A 14,059-nucleotide genomic window follows, 5' to 3' on the forward strand; every position below is an offset into this window, starting at 1 on the left:
TATTTAAAAAACAGCCTGCATAGTACAACGGCAATTTACGATTTGTTTGGCGCTTCCTGACGGATCGCCTGGATGCATCATCTTTACTTTCGCCATTCCTTTGCCTATCAAGAATGGCTTTTCAATGTCTACCGTCTGACCGTTTGCCTCTTTGTGATCCTTACGCGTCCGCTTGTTGTTCGCCGCGCGCCATCGCTTTTTCTTCACCAGCCCTGACTGCTTCCAGCCCTCCAGCTTGCCGCCGTTTGCTGCCGCAGTGGAAAGCGTTCGGGAAACAGTAACCGCCCTGGTCATGTTGAAAGGCCCCTCTTCTCCATTGGCAGCTTGCTTGCTTACCTCTTTGACCATTGCTGCCCGTTCTGCTGGAGTCTCGCCAGCTTCAATCGCTTTCTGGAACGATCGAATCATACGATCAGCCGATGTCTCATTCATGTCAGGTACGAGCTTTTTCAGCTTTGTAGCAAACGCGACAGCAGCCTTGTTCTCCTGCTCCCATTTTGTATCTGCGCTGATGTTGATTACTTCCGACTCACCCGCCAGATGGAATAGGGGCATGAAAGCATCATGAACAGCCTGCTCAAACTGTTCTTGAAAGAAGTCACCTGTCTGAACCAGCAAAATCACTTTCAAGAGCTCATCGGCATCTGTAATAAGCTCGTCGCTCAACTCTTGGATAGCTTCATCTAGCGCCTTACCCTGCAACTCAAGGAGGTCAGCAATTGACTCTTCACCTTCCTTGTACAGCTTCTCAAGCAATGCGCGTTCGGCGTAGGTAAGGTCAAGGCTATCAAGAAAGTCATCATCATCTGCCTTGGCAATCAAGTATAGGCACTGGTCACACATGCTGCCGTTCCCTCGTTTCACGAAGCAGACGCTTAGCTATGGTCGCCATTTGCTCTTGCGGATCAGATGTGCCAAGTGGTTCTTGGGAGAATGTACTGCCCAAGCTAGCAATCGGCGAATCGAGGTACTCCTCGGTATACATCGATTCATCAAGTGTGGTTCCTAATACGTCCTCGGCAATTGGGATGAGGTGGCGCACTAACATAATTCCTCTATCAGCTAGGAAATCTAGTAACGCTTTCCACTCATCTGGATCGCTGATTTTTGGGCTGTTCAGTATAGCCTTCACGCGATGTACCTCGATGGCAGGTAGCAGTCGCTTGTTGAAAATCTCGTCCATAATCCATTTGCGATATGGTTGAAAAACCTGCTCCTCTGCAATTCTGCGGGCGTTGTCGCTTGTCGCTCTGTTATAGTCTTCGGATTCACCTGTGAGAATTGGCGGCAGCCGAAATGCTGACCTTGTTTCTTTGCGTTTTTCCCGATTGTATTCGATGAAAAGTGCATCCTGTTGAAGCAAGTCATTCAGCTTGTCCAGTTTAATGCTGGTTTTTTCCTTTTCATCACCAAGAAGTCCTTTGTCATACCCTTGCAATTCAAGATAAAGAATCCCGCCCCGTGACTTCTTTCCTCTTGCTCCTTTTAGAGCAACGATAGACTGCGGAGTTAATTCCCCATTCGTCACAGTCAAAATCATGTCAAGCATTCGACCGTTATCAAAGTATTCGAAGTTGAGTTCTTCTGCTTTCCTAGAGCCAACGACTCCCGGCGAATTACCAATCCAGCGAGGTTCTCCATATGTCCCGTTTCCAAGCTGAAGATGAATGACCTCATTCTCTTCACCGGGCGCCCCGAATTCTCGGAACCACGATATGTTAGTCCCTCTCTTCTGCGCGTATCTTCGCACCCATTTGGACTGCGTGAACTCTTCAACCTTTCCCTGCACCAAACGCCGATACTTCATATCTACCCTTATGAGTGGTGCTGTGCAGCGCATGTATTCAGGAGGTATACGGTAAATAGCAGGAAGCCCACCGCCCCATGCAACCTCAACGTAAGCGTTGCCGCAATGCTCAAGGTCCTCAATCAACTGACTTAGCAATTGCTCAATCGACTCTTCCAGATTAGCTGTCTGCATGAAACGATCAGCAATATCCCACTCTGCTTTTGCAGTCTTGTCGCTTTCACCTGATTGGTATGTAAGCGCATAGCCATAACCAACCACGTTGGTTTTATACGCCTCTACACACTGGGGAATAATGTTGCTCTGCTTCACAACCTGAACGCAAGCTACAGGGTCAATAGTTGGGCGTATAAGCTTGTGTTCATCGTAATCCTGCTCGAATTGATCAATTACAAGCTGCTGACTTTCCCCTTCCCTCTCAGCCTTACCAATGGGATACCAACCTGTTGCTCCAGGCATTAAATCCATCCTCCTTTCCCGTTCTTTTTCCTATCCTCACGCTTCTGCGCAAGCAGCAACATGAGCCAATCGTTGTACATTGCATATCGCTTCGCATCCTGTGTATGGTTGTCTTTATCCACTGGCTCTTCAAGCGTGATGCCGTTTTGCTCTTTATACTTGTAATTGCCCGTTTCTTTGATCGTCTCAACAGCTGTACGAGCGATATAAAGGTTAGGGCGACCAGACGACTCCTTTACCTTGTACAGACTTCCAACTCGGCGTATTCCTGGTCCGATAGTATTTTCTGCTGACTTCACAGGCAGTTTGTATCGACGATAAGTAGAAATATCTTCTGGCTCGGATGGGTCTGCCCAAATGACCTCCATCGGGTAATTCTTTTGAAGCTCCAAATACCTCTTCACAAGACAGTCCTCAAGCTTACCTTGATCGTCTACGACCAGAACATTGGTTTGCTGGCGATAGCTTTCCTCGATCAAATAGTAATCTTCATCCGTGCATCCAAAGACCAAAAGCACAGCTGGGTCATTCCAGCCGTGGTCCAGTCCGCCGATATACCGCTTGAACATTACCTCTCGTTCCTCGCCGTTCGGATAGGTAACGACAAATAAACGCCGCGCAAGATCAACGGGGCGTATATCTACACAGTGAATGCTTCGGTCGAACTCCTCATACACCTGACCATGGAAAACGTTGAATTTCGCGTAAATCTCGCGCTTCACATAACGCTCAGGGTACGTCTCGATCATCCTCTGAATGTTCTTCTGCAATTCCGGGATAGGGTTATCCTTGGACGTCCAGTAGAAGTTCCGCCAATCCGGATCATCCTGGTACCGATCATCTTCTAACCCTGCATCAATAAACTGACCCCGCAGCACGATTTCCTCTGCAAACCAGTTGATGCCCTCCGGTGTAGTTGTCCAGATAGACCAACCGCCTTTATCAGCTAGGGCATAGGCAAGATAGCCCGACCACGTTTCTGGCTTCATTTTCGATGCCTCGTCAAGCCATACGCCGTCTAAACCACGACCAACAAGCTTCTTCGGATTGTCTGCCGATTTAAACCGGATCAGAACGTATCCAGTTAACCAAGCGAAGTTCCCCGATGCGTTCCAAGTGTCGATCATGTCCTCAGGAATGACTTGTGATAGCTCCTCTTGTTGAATCTCTGACATGTTGTAATCAGGCGCTACGCACCAGTATTCCAGCCGCGGTTTGGGCTTCTTCACTTTTTTCAGGTTTAACGGCGGCTTATAAGGCAATCCCTTCCCGCCTTCAATATCAGCAAGGATGTTATCGAAAAACTTGCGTGCTCCCACATTTGTTTTGCCACCGCGACGGCCACAGTTCATGACCACATTTCTAGCACCGCATTCCATTACTTCAATTTGCTTGTCATGAGGAGCCCAATCCTCAAAGGGATCTAGTTCAAGAGCTAGGCTTGTCACGAGACCACCTCCGAACCACGACTTCAATCGGACGAGAGTCATCGCCAGATTGTAGAGTGCCAATATCTAGCTTCAATTTTTCAACCTTCAGCCGCTGCTCTTCTGTCATAAAGCCAAGGAACTTCTCCAGCTTCTCCAGCGCCTTCATTTTGTCGTGAAGTTTGATTGATACGCCATCTTTACCTTGTTTGACTTCACTTATGACAGTACCGTCTATGATTTCACTTTCCTTGAAATCAACGTAGTTCACCATCTTTGTTAGCGTATTACCAGCTTCATCCTTCATGGGTCCAAACATGGTCATCATAGGGACTTCTTTTTGTCCAAATTCTAGCAAGTCTGTGATATCGGTAAATGCGATCTTCATGTATTCCGCTATTACCCGCTGCACACTCATTCCCAACTCGTCTGTCATTGCTTTTTTGTGACGCTTGATCTCAGCCTGAATCTGAGGTTTTCTCAGGTTCTCCCACCCGATGGCATAAGCTGTTTTCTTGCTGTAACCAACAGCCATTGCAGCACGAGTAGCGTTGAAGTCTCGAAGGTACTCCAAAACAAAAAGCCTCTGCTTTTCAGTCAGAGACCCGTCTTCGTTATCTTCTTCTGGTAGAGGATCGGTTCGTTCTATTACCTGTTTGGAACGTTCCGCAACATTTGGAGCGTTCCGTTCCGATTGATTGGAGCGTTCCGTTCGATTCGGCACAGCTTCAGGTTTCGTTGGCAGCGTTGAGTGGGACTCTTTTAGGAACACCCTGCGCGGTGCGCTGCCCTCGTATGGGCCGACCACACCCTTCTGCTCCATCAGATCAATGAGCCTCGCTGCGCGGGTGTAACCAATTCGCATTCGCCGCTGCAGGAGACTTGCAGAGGCAGTTTGTGCTTCTACTACGATACTGACAGCCTGATCATAAAGTTCATCGTCTTCCACTATTGACTCAATTGTAGGAGGTTCTTCTCCCTTACTACTTTGAGACTGCCAATTGTCCTTGTTCTTCCAGCCTCGCACAGTTCCTTCCGAGATACCCAGTTGGTCAGCGATATCCTTCAGCTTCATTTCGCCCTTGGATTGCTGCCATATCTCGAACGCTTTTTCCCGGTTCGGGTCTCTTGCTCTTGCCACTACATCATCACCACCACCTACTGAGTCTGTCTGAATAAAACACAAAAGAGGAGCCATCAGCCCCCCTGTCCTATCTATTTACTATTTTCCTGCAACCATCAGGGAATTTAGCACACCCGTAGAAATTACCGTACGGACCTGTTCTCGGAACCATTTTCAACCCACAGTTACATGTTGGCCTTTTCTCTAACTCTTCTTGTATCATTTTTTGTCTCTCTCGGTATTCATTTACCTCTTCTACGCGATAGTTATCAGTACCTTTACCATAACTATAGAGCGCAGCTCCGCATTTGCAATATAAAGTTTCTCCAGCTTCTCTAACAGGAAGTTTCGTATGATGTAGATAATATTCACGCCCGCAACCTTTACATGAAAGATCAGCCATATTCCACCTCCTCCTACCATCTAGACATTCGGCAGAAAGGCCTATTATCCTACAACTTTCGACTGACAATTTCCGACATTCGAAAGGTTTTCGTGGTAAAAATATCAAAATATTATTATGAAGGGAGGTGTGCCACTACATGGATGAGACGCTTGTTCATAAAATCATCGATTTACTCCGAGACATTAAAGAGGAATTGGGCGAAATGAAATCTGAACTTAGTTCTATTTCCTCATACACAAGTTACACTGATACGAATACTTCCAATATCGAAGAAAAAATTGATGATCTGATCAGAGCAGTAAAAAACAAATAACCCCGAAGTTTTTTAGAAATTTCCCGCCCATTTTTCAGGGCGGGAATGGAGGGGTTCACGAAAGAAAAAATCCTTTCACTAATAGCGGGCTTCCGTATGACAAAAACTAAAGATTTCTTGTTAATTTGTTTTTTTGAGTACTCCTCTGCTTGCCTCTCGGTAAATCTTGTTCAGATGACAATACCCCACGTCTCACCACTCTGTTATCTTCATGTTCCTCTTTATATTTGGTTAAAACGAAGTTCACCAACGCTGACATAGACATCCCTATATCATTACTACGATTCATAAACCACTCATGCAAATCATCGTTCATCCGGACATTGAATCTCTTCACAACAATCATCCTTTTCACAATTATTTCCTCTATTGAAATCCATAAACCAAATACTGTCAATGCGACACTTTTCCGGTGCCAAAATGGCACCTAAATTTCATCAAATTAAAACAGCCTATCCCACAAGGAAAAGGCTGTTCGATACTCGTTCTGAAATTTTTGCCTGCGCCCGGGTAACTAAGGTCTGTACGCTGCTTTTAGATATTTGCAGCATCCGCGCTGTGTCGTCGAAAGAGAATCCCTCGCCATGTGTCAGGACATAGCACTCTCGCTCACGCTCTGTAAGACTGGATAAAGCATCTTCTAGCTGGAATCTCTGCCACTCAGTAAGGTTACATGGGCTACCAGCTGTACTCCGAGAGACAAACGCCTGCATTCTTACCGGGTCCATAAGCTTATCACGTTCATATGCTGCCCGACGTTCAATTCCTCGCTTGTTTCCAGGTCGTCTCCCTGTCTCCAGCCATTCAATGATCCAATCTACTTCACCGCGCATCTCACCAATCAATTGACGCTCAGCCATTGCCTCCTCGTTGCCTGCCTCTGCATCACCTCTGCGCTGCTCGTAGGCGTCGGTTAATCCTATCTTAGTCTCTTTATAGCTCTTTAGTAAATCTTGCATGAGAACCCCTCCCCAATGCTTCTATTTACGCGCGTTACTTTTATCTTTCAGGAACTGCCGTCTTTCAGTGTCGCCCATCAATCGTTTTAGCTCTTCGATCATCATTACTTCAGCCGGTCGTGCAGGTACTGGCCGTCGGGATCGCGCTTTTGCCCTTTCCAGATGCTCCGCAAAACTGATCGGCCCCTTGAGGCGTTTCTGTTTCTCGTGCATGATTTCATAAATCCGCGCCAAGTCTTATCCTCCTCTCAGACAAAATAAAAAGGACGCCAGAACACACACCCGTAGTAGGTGTGAATCTGACGCCCTCCCGTTTCTCGGTATCAGGCTGATCAAGATTTAGAAAAAACCATTGAATTTCGTTGATGATGGCTTACCCATTCTTCTACTGACATTCCTGCATTTGTAGCAAATTGTTTAATATATCGTAGCACAGTTCCTGGGTACTCATTAAAACCATGGTGTGAGAATATCTCATTTTTTGCCCCATTGCTTCCTATTACATAATCTTGCTCTAATTCATGATCCCTGTATCTCTCCACCTGAGACACGTTAGTGTCTAATACTATGCCCTCATAGGTATTAAAAGCATGTACTGTGAACATGACATCAACCTTATTCCCATCAGGTGTTCGATAACTGTCTGACGGATTTGTTTTAATAAATCCTTGAACATACCTCAATTTTTTAGTGTTCAATGAAGGTTCTCTTGATAACAAGACATTTAGTAATGACGCAGTGTATAGGCATAAATATTGCTGTTTGTTCATCTCATAGAGTTCCTGTACTAAGAGTGAATCAAGCATTTTCTCTGGCGATAATAATCTGTTCTTTTCTGGAGTTAATCCATAGATCACATTTATAGCTCCAACGCGAACATAATGAAAGTTTCTTATTATCGCTTTTTCTTGAATTTTATTTACTATTAATGGATTTGATATATAATTATTGATCTTTTTGTCATCATATTGGTATCCGGCATGCCAAAGTGGCATTTTTTTATAAGCTTGCCTTAATAAGTTTAAACCTAACACAGAGGTACTTTGATTGGCCCGAACTTTTGTAGTAGTGATTTGACTCATCAACTTTCCCCACACCTTTAAGGCAAAATGTTTAAAATAATTCGCTCTCGCGGTAATCAACTTTGGCAATCTTTCCCTGACTTGATTTTACCACGGTTTCACCATGTTCTACCAGTGGAACTATCTTTGCTTTACCTTGTTTTGGGTCTACCAGGATCATCGCTGGATTTTTTCCCACCGGAACCTTAATTGTCATGCTTTCAGTGTCTATCTGTACTTCTTTTGCTCGTGTGCTCATCTTCCGTCCCCCCTGTCAGATGCTCATGGTATAATATGTTTTAAAGAACGCATATTCGGGCTCCCGATCGGGGGCTTTTCTTTTTAGGAGGCTCGTTCATGTATCAGATTAATATTTTGTCTGCCGAATATAAAACCTACTTATTGCTTGGAACCATTCTTCTTATTGGCATCGCTCTCTATGCGATTATTAACCGAAGATAATTAACTCCCGAAATATTAAGTTAAATACTGCGAAATGTTTTACACCTTGATTTGCACTATTCTTCTATTTTTACCTTCACCAGGATATCCGAGTGCAGCATTTACAAAGCGGCATCCATGCAATTCGTAATCAGAACGTTGATGAGTATGCCCGAAGCACCAAACCTTTCCCTCTAACTCCGAAAAGTAAGGGCTAGCGTCAAAGTAATAAAATGAATTAACCAATTCACCGTCTGCCTTGCTCCATTCTCCTCCGACGTGCGTAATGACTACATCAGAGTGCTGTATGATGGCATCAAGTTTCTTCTTCTCTTCGTCTGCAAATGCAAATGACTTGTCCAACAAACCCTTGATAAGCCTCGAGTCGTTCATAATCTCCCACCATTTGGAATACAGTTCCTCTTTTGAGTATCCGTGCTCTTTCATCCCGTAAGAGAAGTCGTACCACATTCCAACTCCGCCATAGGTAATGCCATCGATTTCTACTATGTTGCCATCAAGATAATGTACATTACTAAGCAAGCTGCAAATTTCTTTCATTTCGATAATGCGGTTTATTGATCTTCCACGATTTTGTTTCTCCTGATTTGCACTAACAAGGTAATAATCGTGGTTTCCTGCAACTAGGATAATGTGTGCATAAAACTGTTTCAGTTCCTCAATAAACAGTTTGTTTTGCCAATTGTAATGACCTAAATCACCAGCAATAACAAGCACTTTATGATTCATTTCGGGCAGGATAGCTTTTATGAAATTCTTTATTTGAGGAACCATCTTATGCAATGGATTTTCAACTTTTACCCAAAAATCAAGATGTACATCTGAGATAAGATCAAAACCTTTGTTCATGGCATCCACCTGCAATTCACCTTTTTTTGATTAATCTTCATCCCAAATTGCGATAATACCTTCGCACAATTTCTCTTTTGTTAAATAGCGATGCCTTTCGCCTTTAGGTACGCTCGGGATATAGCTTGAGGTGCTTCCTTTACCGCGCGGTGTTCGTCATCTGAGAAAATGGGCTCCACTTCTTCCGTCGTAACATTTCTCATGTCGTAAGCAATACCAACGTATCCACCACACGCATGCTCGTAACTCAGGAAAATCCCTTCCTCGGCTGCTTCCGTCACCAGTTCACCCATCTTCCTCCAATCGGTCGAATAGTGAGGAATCAGTATCCATCCATCGTTTTCCTTCAAGTGCTCGATGAACCCGGGTTCCCATCCTTTGAGTGCTCCGGCAACCAATGCATCCAACTCACGTCCTGCTTGCATCCCTTTCCCCTCCCCAATTCCAGAGTCCTTGCTGTCCTTTTGCTGGCACCGGATTGATCTGCCTTACGTCAGTCATTTCCCATGCAAAGCGACCCTCGGAGAAATACCCAAACACACTTTCTGGCCTCCAGATAAACTCGACCTTAGTAAAGTCGTACTCATTATTTGGACACCTTACAATGTGAACTCCATTGTCTATCGTGTTATAAATTCTATAGCTGCCTGCTAGCTGTGCTATCGCCACGACTGCCCCCGTTGGTAAGTTGTCCGCAGTATATCCGTGCCTCGCCAGTACGCTGCGAAAAGGCTCTTCCAAGCAAATCTCCTTGTCCACTTTCTTGGCTGCGTGGATCGCAATTTGCCCTCGATAATTTGTCGGCCAGCCTCTTGTTTCGAATCGTTTTTCCCCAAGAGCGATCAGCGTCGCCCATGGCTGGTGAATTGTTATGGCTTTCATGCTGTTTCCTCCCATTAATCGCGTCTCCCTACTACCATTTCAAGGTTGCCAGTTCACCCAACTGTTTTGTGGTATTTATTTATTAACCCAACTCGAATCAAGAATCTGTTCTTTAATTCCAATAAAATTATCTTTCTTATTAATTTTTACCATATTGTGTAAAAAATGTTATTATGTTACTATTTTGGCGAGCTTGGATTACTAACTAATTCAAATCCAGGTTAAACAAATTCTGAGGAGGAGATTTACATGTCAAGCTTACTGGTAAGAAGAAGTAAAAGTATCTTTAGTTTGCTCTTAGTTTTTTGCATGGTCTTCAGTTTCGGGGGAGCAGCAAGCGCCCAAGAAGGTAGAGGTCAATTTAGCTACACTAGCACTTACGAAATTCCACTCGCATATTCAAATAAAACTCCTAGCATTAACGTGACCACTTCTCCCGATTTTCACTTTAGTGAAAATATATCTGTCATACTTGAAAAGAAAATTAACGGTGAATGGAAAGAAAAGGCACGAAGTCAAAACAGTGCTTATGGAAAAGATACTTGCGCATTAAATCCTAAAGATACTGGAGAAGGGTGGTACCGCATTGTCTTAGTAGCAAGTTCGCATAAAGATGAACGGAAAACAGGTAGTTATGAATACATTGATTGGAATAATTAAAAACCATCAGAAGTAGCATGACTTTTAAAATTACCCAAACACCCATACCTTTTATTTTTCTATTCGAACGTATGGGTGTTTGTTTCACCTCCTTGCTTCCACTTCATCCTGTTCTTGTTATCTCTTGTAATGTTTTGTTATTCAAAGCTGCTTTGCAGATAGCTTCTTGTGCCGTTTTTCCTTCTTCACTAATAGGTAAATCCAAGTGATTTTCCAACTCGATATACCAACCGCCCGAATGTGTCTCCAATCTTACACTGAGCGACCCTCTCAACCTCTCCAATGCTTGCCATGCATCGTATATGTTTTTAAGCGGATTCCAAACCGGGAACATAAATTCAGCCTCTTCTTTTGTCCACCCCATAACATCAGTCCCAAGTGTGATAGCAACGTGTTTTTCGTCCATCGTCTCACCCCCTATTTAACAAATCGATTGTTGTGTCTCCTAAAACTCTCTCGCAATTGTGCATGGGAATTCTGTATTCCTATCGATAATGTCTTGCATCGAGTCATACTCACGGTCGTTCTTTTCGGCGCATCGTTCGCATCCATCTTCGCAGCATGGAATGTCCTTTTTCGTCATTTCCTTTGCCCGTACTCGGCGAACTGAAATAATTACGCTCTCTTCCTCGTCCTCGTTCATCTCACCAAAATAAACACCAGCAATAAAGCACGAGTCGTCTAAATAGTGATCGAAAGCCTCGTTCGCGTTATTTGCAGCGATCCAGTAACCGTTAATCTCGTATACATTCGGCACCGTTATATCCTCCCCATTTAACAAATCGTGTGTTTTGTTCAGTAACTTGAACCGCCTGGTTTAGGTCCGCTTTATGTCGCGCTGTAAACAAAGTCAAAATAATCAGGGTTGAAGTTTTTCTCTTTCAACTCTTTTATCGCTTTCCAGACCTGTAATTCTGTTTCGTATTTACCCACCCATACAATATCGAGCGTTTCCTTATCGATAACTTTTAACACTATTCCTGCACCAGACTTTGTCGTTTTTTCAGGAGTGTGTGTAAACTGATTTTGGTTACTCAATTCGTTGTTGATCGCCCATAATTCTTTGACACAATCAGTAAAGGTTTCAAAGCTATCAGCATAGTCCCAAAACTCTTGCGGCATATTCACTGATACTTTCCGAATTACCCCAGCCTTCTTCCGTCCTGCTCCTTCACGTTTTCCGCCACGTCCTGCCATGTGATATCACTCCACTTTTGATTTTAGTTACCAATATCATACACCACAACGAATGATTTTGGTTACTTATTTCAAAAGTATTTATCACGATTACCGTTTTGTTAAATCGTGACGATTTCCGTATACTGTGTGATAGCATTGTTAGTGATAGGAGGTCTAACCTTGAACAAACGATTGAAACAACAATATTTGCATGACCTGAGCCATATCAAAAAGTTGATGAACGAATGGGACCCTATGGGACTAATACAGATGGGGGCTCCCGAGGACGAATATGGTTCCTACTCAGCAAAGATTCTCATTATTATCCAAGCCTCAAAGAACAACATTCAGGCTAAGAATAATCTCGAATCTTATTTAGATGGTCTGATTCACAAAGAGTTGGATAACCCATCTTGTATTCCCGCCAGCTTGTTTGCTGATAGATTACTTGAGTGGTTTACAATAGGTGATTCTACATAATAACTATTTTGTTAACTACTGTTTTCAAATTTTTGTTAATCTAGCATTATTGATAGCTTATACCAAAGAAGGTGTTATGGAATGTATACATGTGTTGTCTGTGGATGGAATGAGCTCGAACACCCTCAATATACTGACGATGGCGGTCCCATGTTCAATATTTGCCCGTGTTGTGGTTTTCAGTCTGGTTATCATGATCTTGATCGCGAAATCTCCGTTGAAGAATTTCGTGAACAGTGGCTAAATAATGGATCAATATGGAAACATGAACCTAAGCCACTAAATTGGAATCTTGATGAACAGATAAAGAGAGTTCTTGATGTTAGGAATACCGGTAACCAATAGTTACTTCCCTACACATTGTGATAAATCCCTATCGTCTCGGATCGCTTGCGTTCCTTGCTTGGACTTTACGACCTACGATTTGTTGTACTCTGTACCATCTGTCGGTAGCGTCATCTTTGATCGTGTCCTCAATTTTCGGTTTATAGCTCAGTACCATCACTCGTTTACCGTCTACAAACATCGGAAACATTCGTGTTACCTCCTTGAGCATTGTGTTAATCGTTACTCGTAAGTCGCTTCTGGTTTTGCTTCTGGTTCAACTTCATCTTCATCTCCACGAGAGTCTAAGATTAGCTTTGTGCCGTTTTGTTTGAGCTTCATCAGCAATATTTCAAACTCTGACAAGTAACGAAGTGAGTTCAAATTATGTGTAGCGTCATAATCAATGGTCCACTTATCTTTGTCGTATTTGGTCCAATTATGGATCTTTAATTCAAAGTTCAGTTTTTCATCATGGTCACATTCAAAAACAACATGGGCATATTCTATATCACTCCAGGATCGGCGCTCTAATTGCTCTACTTCAAATCGCACATCCACATTTTCATAAGAAACGCCGTCGTCATAGCAAATCTCCAAGCCATCGGTTTCCACATTCTTAGCTACATGTTCCATCCAACGTTCAAACAGTTCTGTTAGCTTGATTTCTTTTTCGGGGGCTGGGATCATAAGTTCTTTGAAATTGTCGAGCATCTGTTTGTGCTCTAATGCCGAGCTTTTGAGAACATCAACCAAAACGCAATCCAATTTCGTAATATACTGGCTGTAATCATAGCTTTCGAGGTAAGGGATCATAACGGCCTTCACTTGCTTTTCAATCACTTTGGTTACATCGCCATAGGAGCCAAGTAAATCTTTAAGGGCATGTTTAATTCCACTCTCCAATTGCTCCGCAACCACTCTTTCAATCGTTCCATCCTGTAACTTTTGGGTGATAACGTCTTTAATGCTGGCTTCTAAATTCATTAAAATCTCTCCCTTGTTTTGGATTTAACTTAATTGAGCTTGTGTTAAGCTTGGATATTGATCTCTAGGCTAAGCAATGCGATTGCTTCCCTGTCTGTTAATCCATGTCTGTCTCTGATTTCCCTGCCCAAAGCCTTGAAATCACCCATTGTTTTTGCTTCTTTCCTCTGTTTCTGATACTCCAAAACTTGCCCAATAGTAATGCTTTTTAGATTCTCTGATATTTCACGTTTCATCGAGGCTGCCTCCCGGTTATCACATCGTGTTTGCCCTTTGCATCTTATAAACACATTTTTCATCATCGCAAGTAGTGATCCCGCTGTATCCAGGTTCCACTTCAACTTTCTCTCCGCACACTTCGCAATATTCGTACGTTTTTCCCCATTCATCGACCAATTCTTTTATCTCATCAATCAGCAATTCCTTGTCTTCCGGAAAGAGCAGCATCATATCCAGTTTGATATCGATTAAACCCTTGAGTTGCTCCACCGACATATCCTGTTCCAAGAACTGCGCAGTTGGTATTAATTCGAACTGGTCCACATTCCGCCCGCATAGTTTGCATTCATATACGCCACCAAGGTAATGAGCTAGTTTCTGACACCCACACGTTGGGCAGCACAACCCATCCATCCTGTTCCCCTCCCTGGGTACAAACGTAATGTTGTGTTAAATTAACTA

The 14,059-nt window shown here is 43.5% G+C and carries 22 protein-coding genes and 2 pseudogenes; 3 read left to right on the forward strand and 21 right to left on the reverse strand.

The window, feature by feature from the left end:
* Positions 1-3: 3 nt before the first annotated feature.
* The 7 genes and pseudogenes from ODZ53_RS00875 to ODZ53_RS00895 all read right to left on the reverse strand — a co-directional run bounded on the left by ODZ53_RS00875 (position 4) and on the right by ODZ53_RS00895 (position 5,219).
* Entirely contained in the window at positions 4-843 is an 840-nt protein-coding gene (locus ODZ53_RS00875; RefSeq protein ID WP_372675589.1) for a phage minor head protein, read from the reverse strand.
* Positions 836-2,266: a phage portal protein gene (locus ODZ53_RS00880; protein ID WP_372675590.1), complete on the reverse strand. Its 1,431-nt coding sequence runs from the start codon at positions 2,264-2,266 to the stop codon at positions 836-838. The genes ODZ53_RS00875 and ODZ53_RS00880 overlap by 8 nt, the downstream gene beginning before the upstream one ends.
* On the reverse strand, positions 2,266-3,714 hold the full coding sequence (locus ODZ53_RS00885) for a terminase large subunit domain-containing protein (protein ID WP_372675591.1): 1,449 nt from the start codon (positions 3,712-3,714) through the stop codon (positions 2,266-2,268). The genes ODZ53_RS00880 and ODZ53_RS00885 overlap by 1 nt, the downstream gene beginning before the upstream one ends.
* A complete protein-coding gene (locus ODZ53_RS29395) occupies positions 3,695-4,465 on the reverse strand; it encodes a terminase small subunit (RefSeq protein ID WP_483862212.1) in 771 nt (256 codons plus the stop codon). The genes ODZ53_RS00885 and ODZ53_RS29395 overlap by 20 nt, the downstream gene beginning before the upstream one ends.
* Positions 4,457-4,642, reverse strand: a pseudogene (locus ODZ53_RS29400) (DNA translocase FtsK); the annotation flags it as partial. The pseudogene ODZ53_RS29400 and the gene ODZ53_RS29395, both read right to left, overlap by 9 nt.
* 48 nt (positions 4,643-4,690) lie before the next feature.
* Positions 4,691-4,891: pseudogene (locus tag ODZ53_RS29405) on the reverse strand (phage terminase small subunit-related protein); the annotation flags it as partial.
* 13 nt (positions 4,892-4,904) lie between these two features.
* Positions 4,905-5,219 carry a hypothetical protein gene (locus ODZ53_RS00895; RefSeq protein ID WP_372675593.1) on the reverse strand — a complete coding sequence of 105 codons (315 nt, stop codon included), beginning with the start codon at positions 5,217-5,219 and terminating at the stop codon, positions 4,905-4,907.
* Positions 5,220-5,358: 139 nt separating this feature from the next.
* On the opposite strand from ODZ53_RS00895, the gene ODZ53_RS00900 reads away from it, so the two are divergent.
* A complete protein-coding gene (locus ODZ53_RS00900) occupies positions 5,359-5,535 on the forward strand; it encodes a hypothetical protein (RefSeq protein ID WP_372675594.1) in 177 nt (58 codons plus the stop codon).
* A 452-nt stretch (positions 5,536-5,987) separates the two neighbouring features.
* On the opposite strand, the gene ODZ53_RS00905 is transcribed toward ODZ53_RS00900, so the two are convergent.
* The 7 genes from ODZ53_RS00905 to ODZ53_RS00935 all read right to left on the reverse strand — a co-directional run bounded on the left by ODZ53_RS00905 (position 5,988) and on the right by ODZ53_RS00935 (position 9,748).
* Positions 5,988-6,494: a sigma factor-like helix-turn-helix DNA-binding protein gene (locus ODZ53_RS00905; RefSeq protein WP_372675595.1), complete on the reverse strand. Its 507-nt coding sequence runs from the start codon at positions 6,492-6,494 to the stop codon at positions 5,988-5,990.
* A gap of 21 nt (positions 6,495-6,515) precedes the next feature.
* Positions 6,516-6,728 (reverse strand): hypothetical protein, encoded by a 213-nt coding sequence (locus tag ODZ53_RS00910; protein ID WP_372675596.1) that lies wholly within the window; start codon positions 6,726-6,728, stop codon positions 6,516-6,518.
* A gap of 98 nt (positions 6,729-6,826) precedes the next feature.
* On the reverse strand, positions 6,827-7,576 hold the full coding sequence (locus tag ODZ53_RS00915) for a hypothetical protein (protein WP_372675597.1): 750 nt from the start codon (positions 7,574-7,576) through the stop codon (positions 6,827-6,829).
* A gap of 31 nt (positions 7,577-7,607) precedes the next feature.
* Positions 7,608-7,814, reverse strand: a complete 207-nt coding sequence (locus ODZ53_RS00920) for an XtrA/YqaO family protein (protein ID WP_372675598.1) — start codon at positions 7,812-7,814, stop codon at positions 7,608-7,610.
* 242 nt (positions 7,815-8,056) lie between these two features.
* Entirely contained in the window at positions 8,057-8,866 is an 810-nt protein-coding gene (locus ODZ53_RS00925) for a metallophosphoesterase family protein (protein ID WP_372675970.1), read from the reverse strand.
* Between the two features lie 80 nt (positions 8,867-8,946).
* Complete coding sequence (locus ODZ53_RS00930) at positions 8,947-9,291, reverse strand: hypothetical protein (RefSeq protein WP_372675599.1); 345 nt, start codon at positions 9,289-9,291, stop codon at positions 8,947-8,949.
* Entirely contained in the window at positions 9,275-9,748 is a 474-nt protein-coding gene (locus ODZ53_RS00935) for an ASCH domain-containing protein (protein ID WP_372675600.1), read from the reverse strand. Before ODZ53_RS00935 ends, ODZ53_RS00930 begins: the two co-directional genes overlap by 17 nt.
* A gap of 249 nt (positions 9,749-9,997) precedes the next feature.
* Here ODZ53_RS00935 and ODZ53_RS00940 point away from each other — a divergent pair, with 249 nt between their 5' ends.
* A complete protein-coding gene (locus ODZ53_RS00940; protein ID WP_372675601.1) occupies positions 9,998-10,408 on the forward strand; it encodes a hypothetical protein in 411 nt (136 codons plus the stop codon).
* Positions 10,409-10,511: 103 nt separating this feature from the next.
* Here the strand turns inward: ODZ53_RS00940 and ODZ53_RS00945 are convergent, their stop codons facing one another.
* The 3 genes from ODZ53_RS00945 to ODZ53_RS00955 form a co-directional block, all read right to left on the reverse strand.
* Complete coding sequence (locus ODZ53_RS00945) at positions 10,512-10,814, reverse strand: BC1872 family protein (RefSeq protein ID WP_372675602.1); 303 nt, start codon at positions 10,812-10,814, stop codon at positions 10,512-10,514.
* 39 nt (positions 10,815-10,853) lie between these two features.
* Positions 10,854-11,165: a hypothetical protein gene (locus ODZ53_RS00950; RefSeq protein ID WP_372675603.1), complete on the reverse strand. Its 312-nt coding sequence runs from the start codon at positions 11,163-11,165 to the stop codon at positions 10,854-10,856.
* A gap of 71 nt (positions 11,166-11,236) precedes the next feature.
* A complete protein-coding gene (locus tag ODZ53_RS00955) occupies positions 11,237-11,605 on the reverse strand; it encodes a hypothetical protein (RefSeq protein ID WP_372675604.1) in 369 nt (122 codons plus the stop codon).
* Positions 11,606-11,767: 162 nt separating this feature from the next.
* Between ODZ53_RS00955 and ODZ53_RS00960 the strand changes: the two genes are divergently transcribed.
* Positions 11,768-12,067 carry a hypothetical protein gene (locus tag ODZ53_RS00960; RefSeq protein WP_372675605.1) on the forward strand — a complete coding sequence of 100 codons (300 nt, stop codon included), beginning with the start codon at positions 11,768-11,770 and terminating at the stop codon, positions 12,065-12,067.
* Between the two features lie 373 nt (positions 12,068-12,440).
* Here the strand turns inward: ODZ53_RS00960 and ODZ53_RS00965 are convergent, their stop codons facing one another.
* The 4 genes from ODZ53_RS00965 to ODZ53_RS00980 are packed head-to-tail and all read right to left on the reverse strand — an operon-like array spanning position 12,441 to position 14,011.
* The gene (locus ODZ53_RS00965; RefSeq protein WP_372675606.1) at positions 12,441-12,602 is read right to left on the reverse strand and encodes a hypothetical protein; all 162 of its coding nucleotides are present in this window, start codon (positions 12,600-12,602) and stop codon (positions 12,441-12,443) included.
* 32 nt (positions 12,603-12,634) lie between these two features.
* Positions 12,635-13,378: a hypothetical protein gene (locus ODZ53_RS00970; protein WP_372675607.1), complete on the reverse strand. Its 744-nt coding sequence runs from the start codon at positions 13,376-13,378 to the stop codon at positions 12,635-12,637.
* A 44-nt stretch (positions 13,379-13,422) separates the two neighbouring features.
* Positions 13,423-13,614 carry a hypothetical protein gene (locus tag ODZ53_RS00975; RefSeq protein ID WP_251251455.1) on the reverse strand — a complete coding sequence of 64 codons (192 nt, stop codon included), beginning with the start codon at positions 13,612-13,614 and terminating at the stop codon, positions 13,423-13,425.
* Positions 13,615-13,633: 19 nt separating this feature from the next.
* Positions 13,634-14,011, reverse strand: coding sequence for a hypothetical protein (locus tag ODZ53_RS00980; protein WP_372675608.1), 378 nt, complete (start codon positions 14,009-14,011; stop codon positions 13,634-13,636).
* Positions 14,012-14,059: the final 48 nt, after the last annotated feature.

The sequence above is a fragment of the Brevibacillus sp. BD137 genome, assembly GCF_041644655.1.
GTDB classification, from domain to species: Bacteria; Bacillota; Bacilli; order Brevibacillales; family Brevibacillaceae; genus Brevibacillus; species Brevibacillus brevis_D.

What these genes read in the sequence shown, in the direction of transcription:
- ODZ53_RS00875 (WP_372675589.1), bottom strand. Translation starts at nt 843, where the DNA reads ATGTGTGACCAGTGCCTATACTTGATTGCCAAGGCAGATGATGATGAC.
- ODZ53_RS00880 (WP_372675590.1), bottom strand. Translation starts at nt 2,266, where the DNA reads ATGCCTGGAGCAACAGGTTGGTATCCCATTGGTAAGGCTGAGAGGGAA.
- ODZ53_RS00895 (WP_372675593.1), bottom strand. Translation starts at nt 5,219, where the DNA reads ATGGCTGATCTTTCATGTAAAGGTTGCGGGCGTGAATATTATCTACAT.
- ODZ53_RS00900 (WP_372675594.1), top strand. Translation starts at nt 5,359, where the DNA reads ATGGATGAGACGCTTGTTCATAAAATCATCGATTTACTCCGAGACATT.
- ODZ53_RS00905 (WP_372675595.1), bottom strand. Translation starts at nt 6,494, where the DNA reads ATGCAAGATTTACTAAAGAGCTATAAAGAGACTAAGATAGGATTAACC.
- ODZ53_RS00915 (WP_372675597.1), bottom strand. Translation starts at nt 7,576, where the DNA reads ATGAGTCAAATCACTACTACAAAAGTTCGGGCCAATCAAAGTACCTCT.
- ODZ53_RS00920 (WP_372675598.1), bottom strand. Translation starts at nt 7,814, where the DNA reads ATGAGCACACGAGCAAAAGAAGTACAGATAGACACTGAAAGCATGACA.
- ODZ53_RS00925 (WP_372675970.1), bottom strand. Translation starts at nt 8,866, where the DNA reads ATGAACAAAGGTTTTGATCTTATCTCAGATGTACATCTTGATTTTTGG.
- ODZ53_RS00930 (WP_372675599.1), bottom strand. Translation starts at nt 9,291, where the DNA reads ATGCAAGCAGGACGTGAGTTGGATGCATTGGTTGCCGGAGCACTCAAA.
- ODZ53_RS00935 (WP_372675600.1), bottom strand. Translation starts at nt 9,748, where the DNA reads ATGAAAGCCATAACAATTCACCAGCCATGGGCGACGCTGATCGCTCTT.
- ODZ53_RS00940 (WP_372675601.1), top strand. Translation starts at nt 9,998, where the DNA reads ATGTCAAGCTTACTGGTAAGAAGAAGTAAAAGTATCTTTAGTTTGCTC.
- ODZ53_RS00945 (WP_372675602.1), bottom strand. Translation starts at nt 10,814, where the DNA reads ATGGACGAAAAACACGTTGCTATCACACTTGGGACTGATGTTATGGGG.
- ODZ53_RS00955 (WP_372675604.1), bottom strand. Translation starts at nt 11,605, where the DNA reads ATGGCAGGACGTGGCGGAAAACGTGAAGGAGCAGGACGGAAGAAGGCT.
- ODZ53_RS00965 (WP_372675606.1), bottom strand. Translation starts at nt 12,602, where the DNA reads ATGTTTCCGATGTTTGTAGACGGTAAACGAGTGATGGTACTGAGCTAT.
- ODZ53_RS00970 (WP_372675607.1), bottom strand. Translation starts at nt 13,378, where the DNA reads ATGAATTTAGAAGCCAGCATTAAAGACGTTATCACCCAAAAGTTACAG.
- ODZ53_RS00975 (WP_251251455.1), bottom strand. Translation starts at nt 13,614, where the DNA reads ATGAAACGTGAAATATCAGAGAATCTAAAAAGCATTACTATTGGGCAA.
- ODZ53_RS00980 (WP_372675608.1), bottom strand. Translation starts at nt 14,011, where the DNA reads ATGGATGGGTTGTGCTGCCCAACGTGTGGGTGTCAGAAACTAGCTCAT.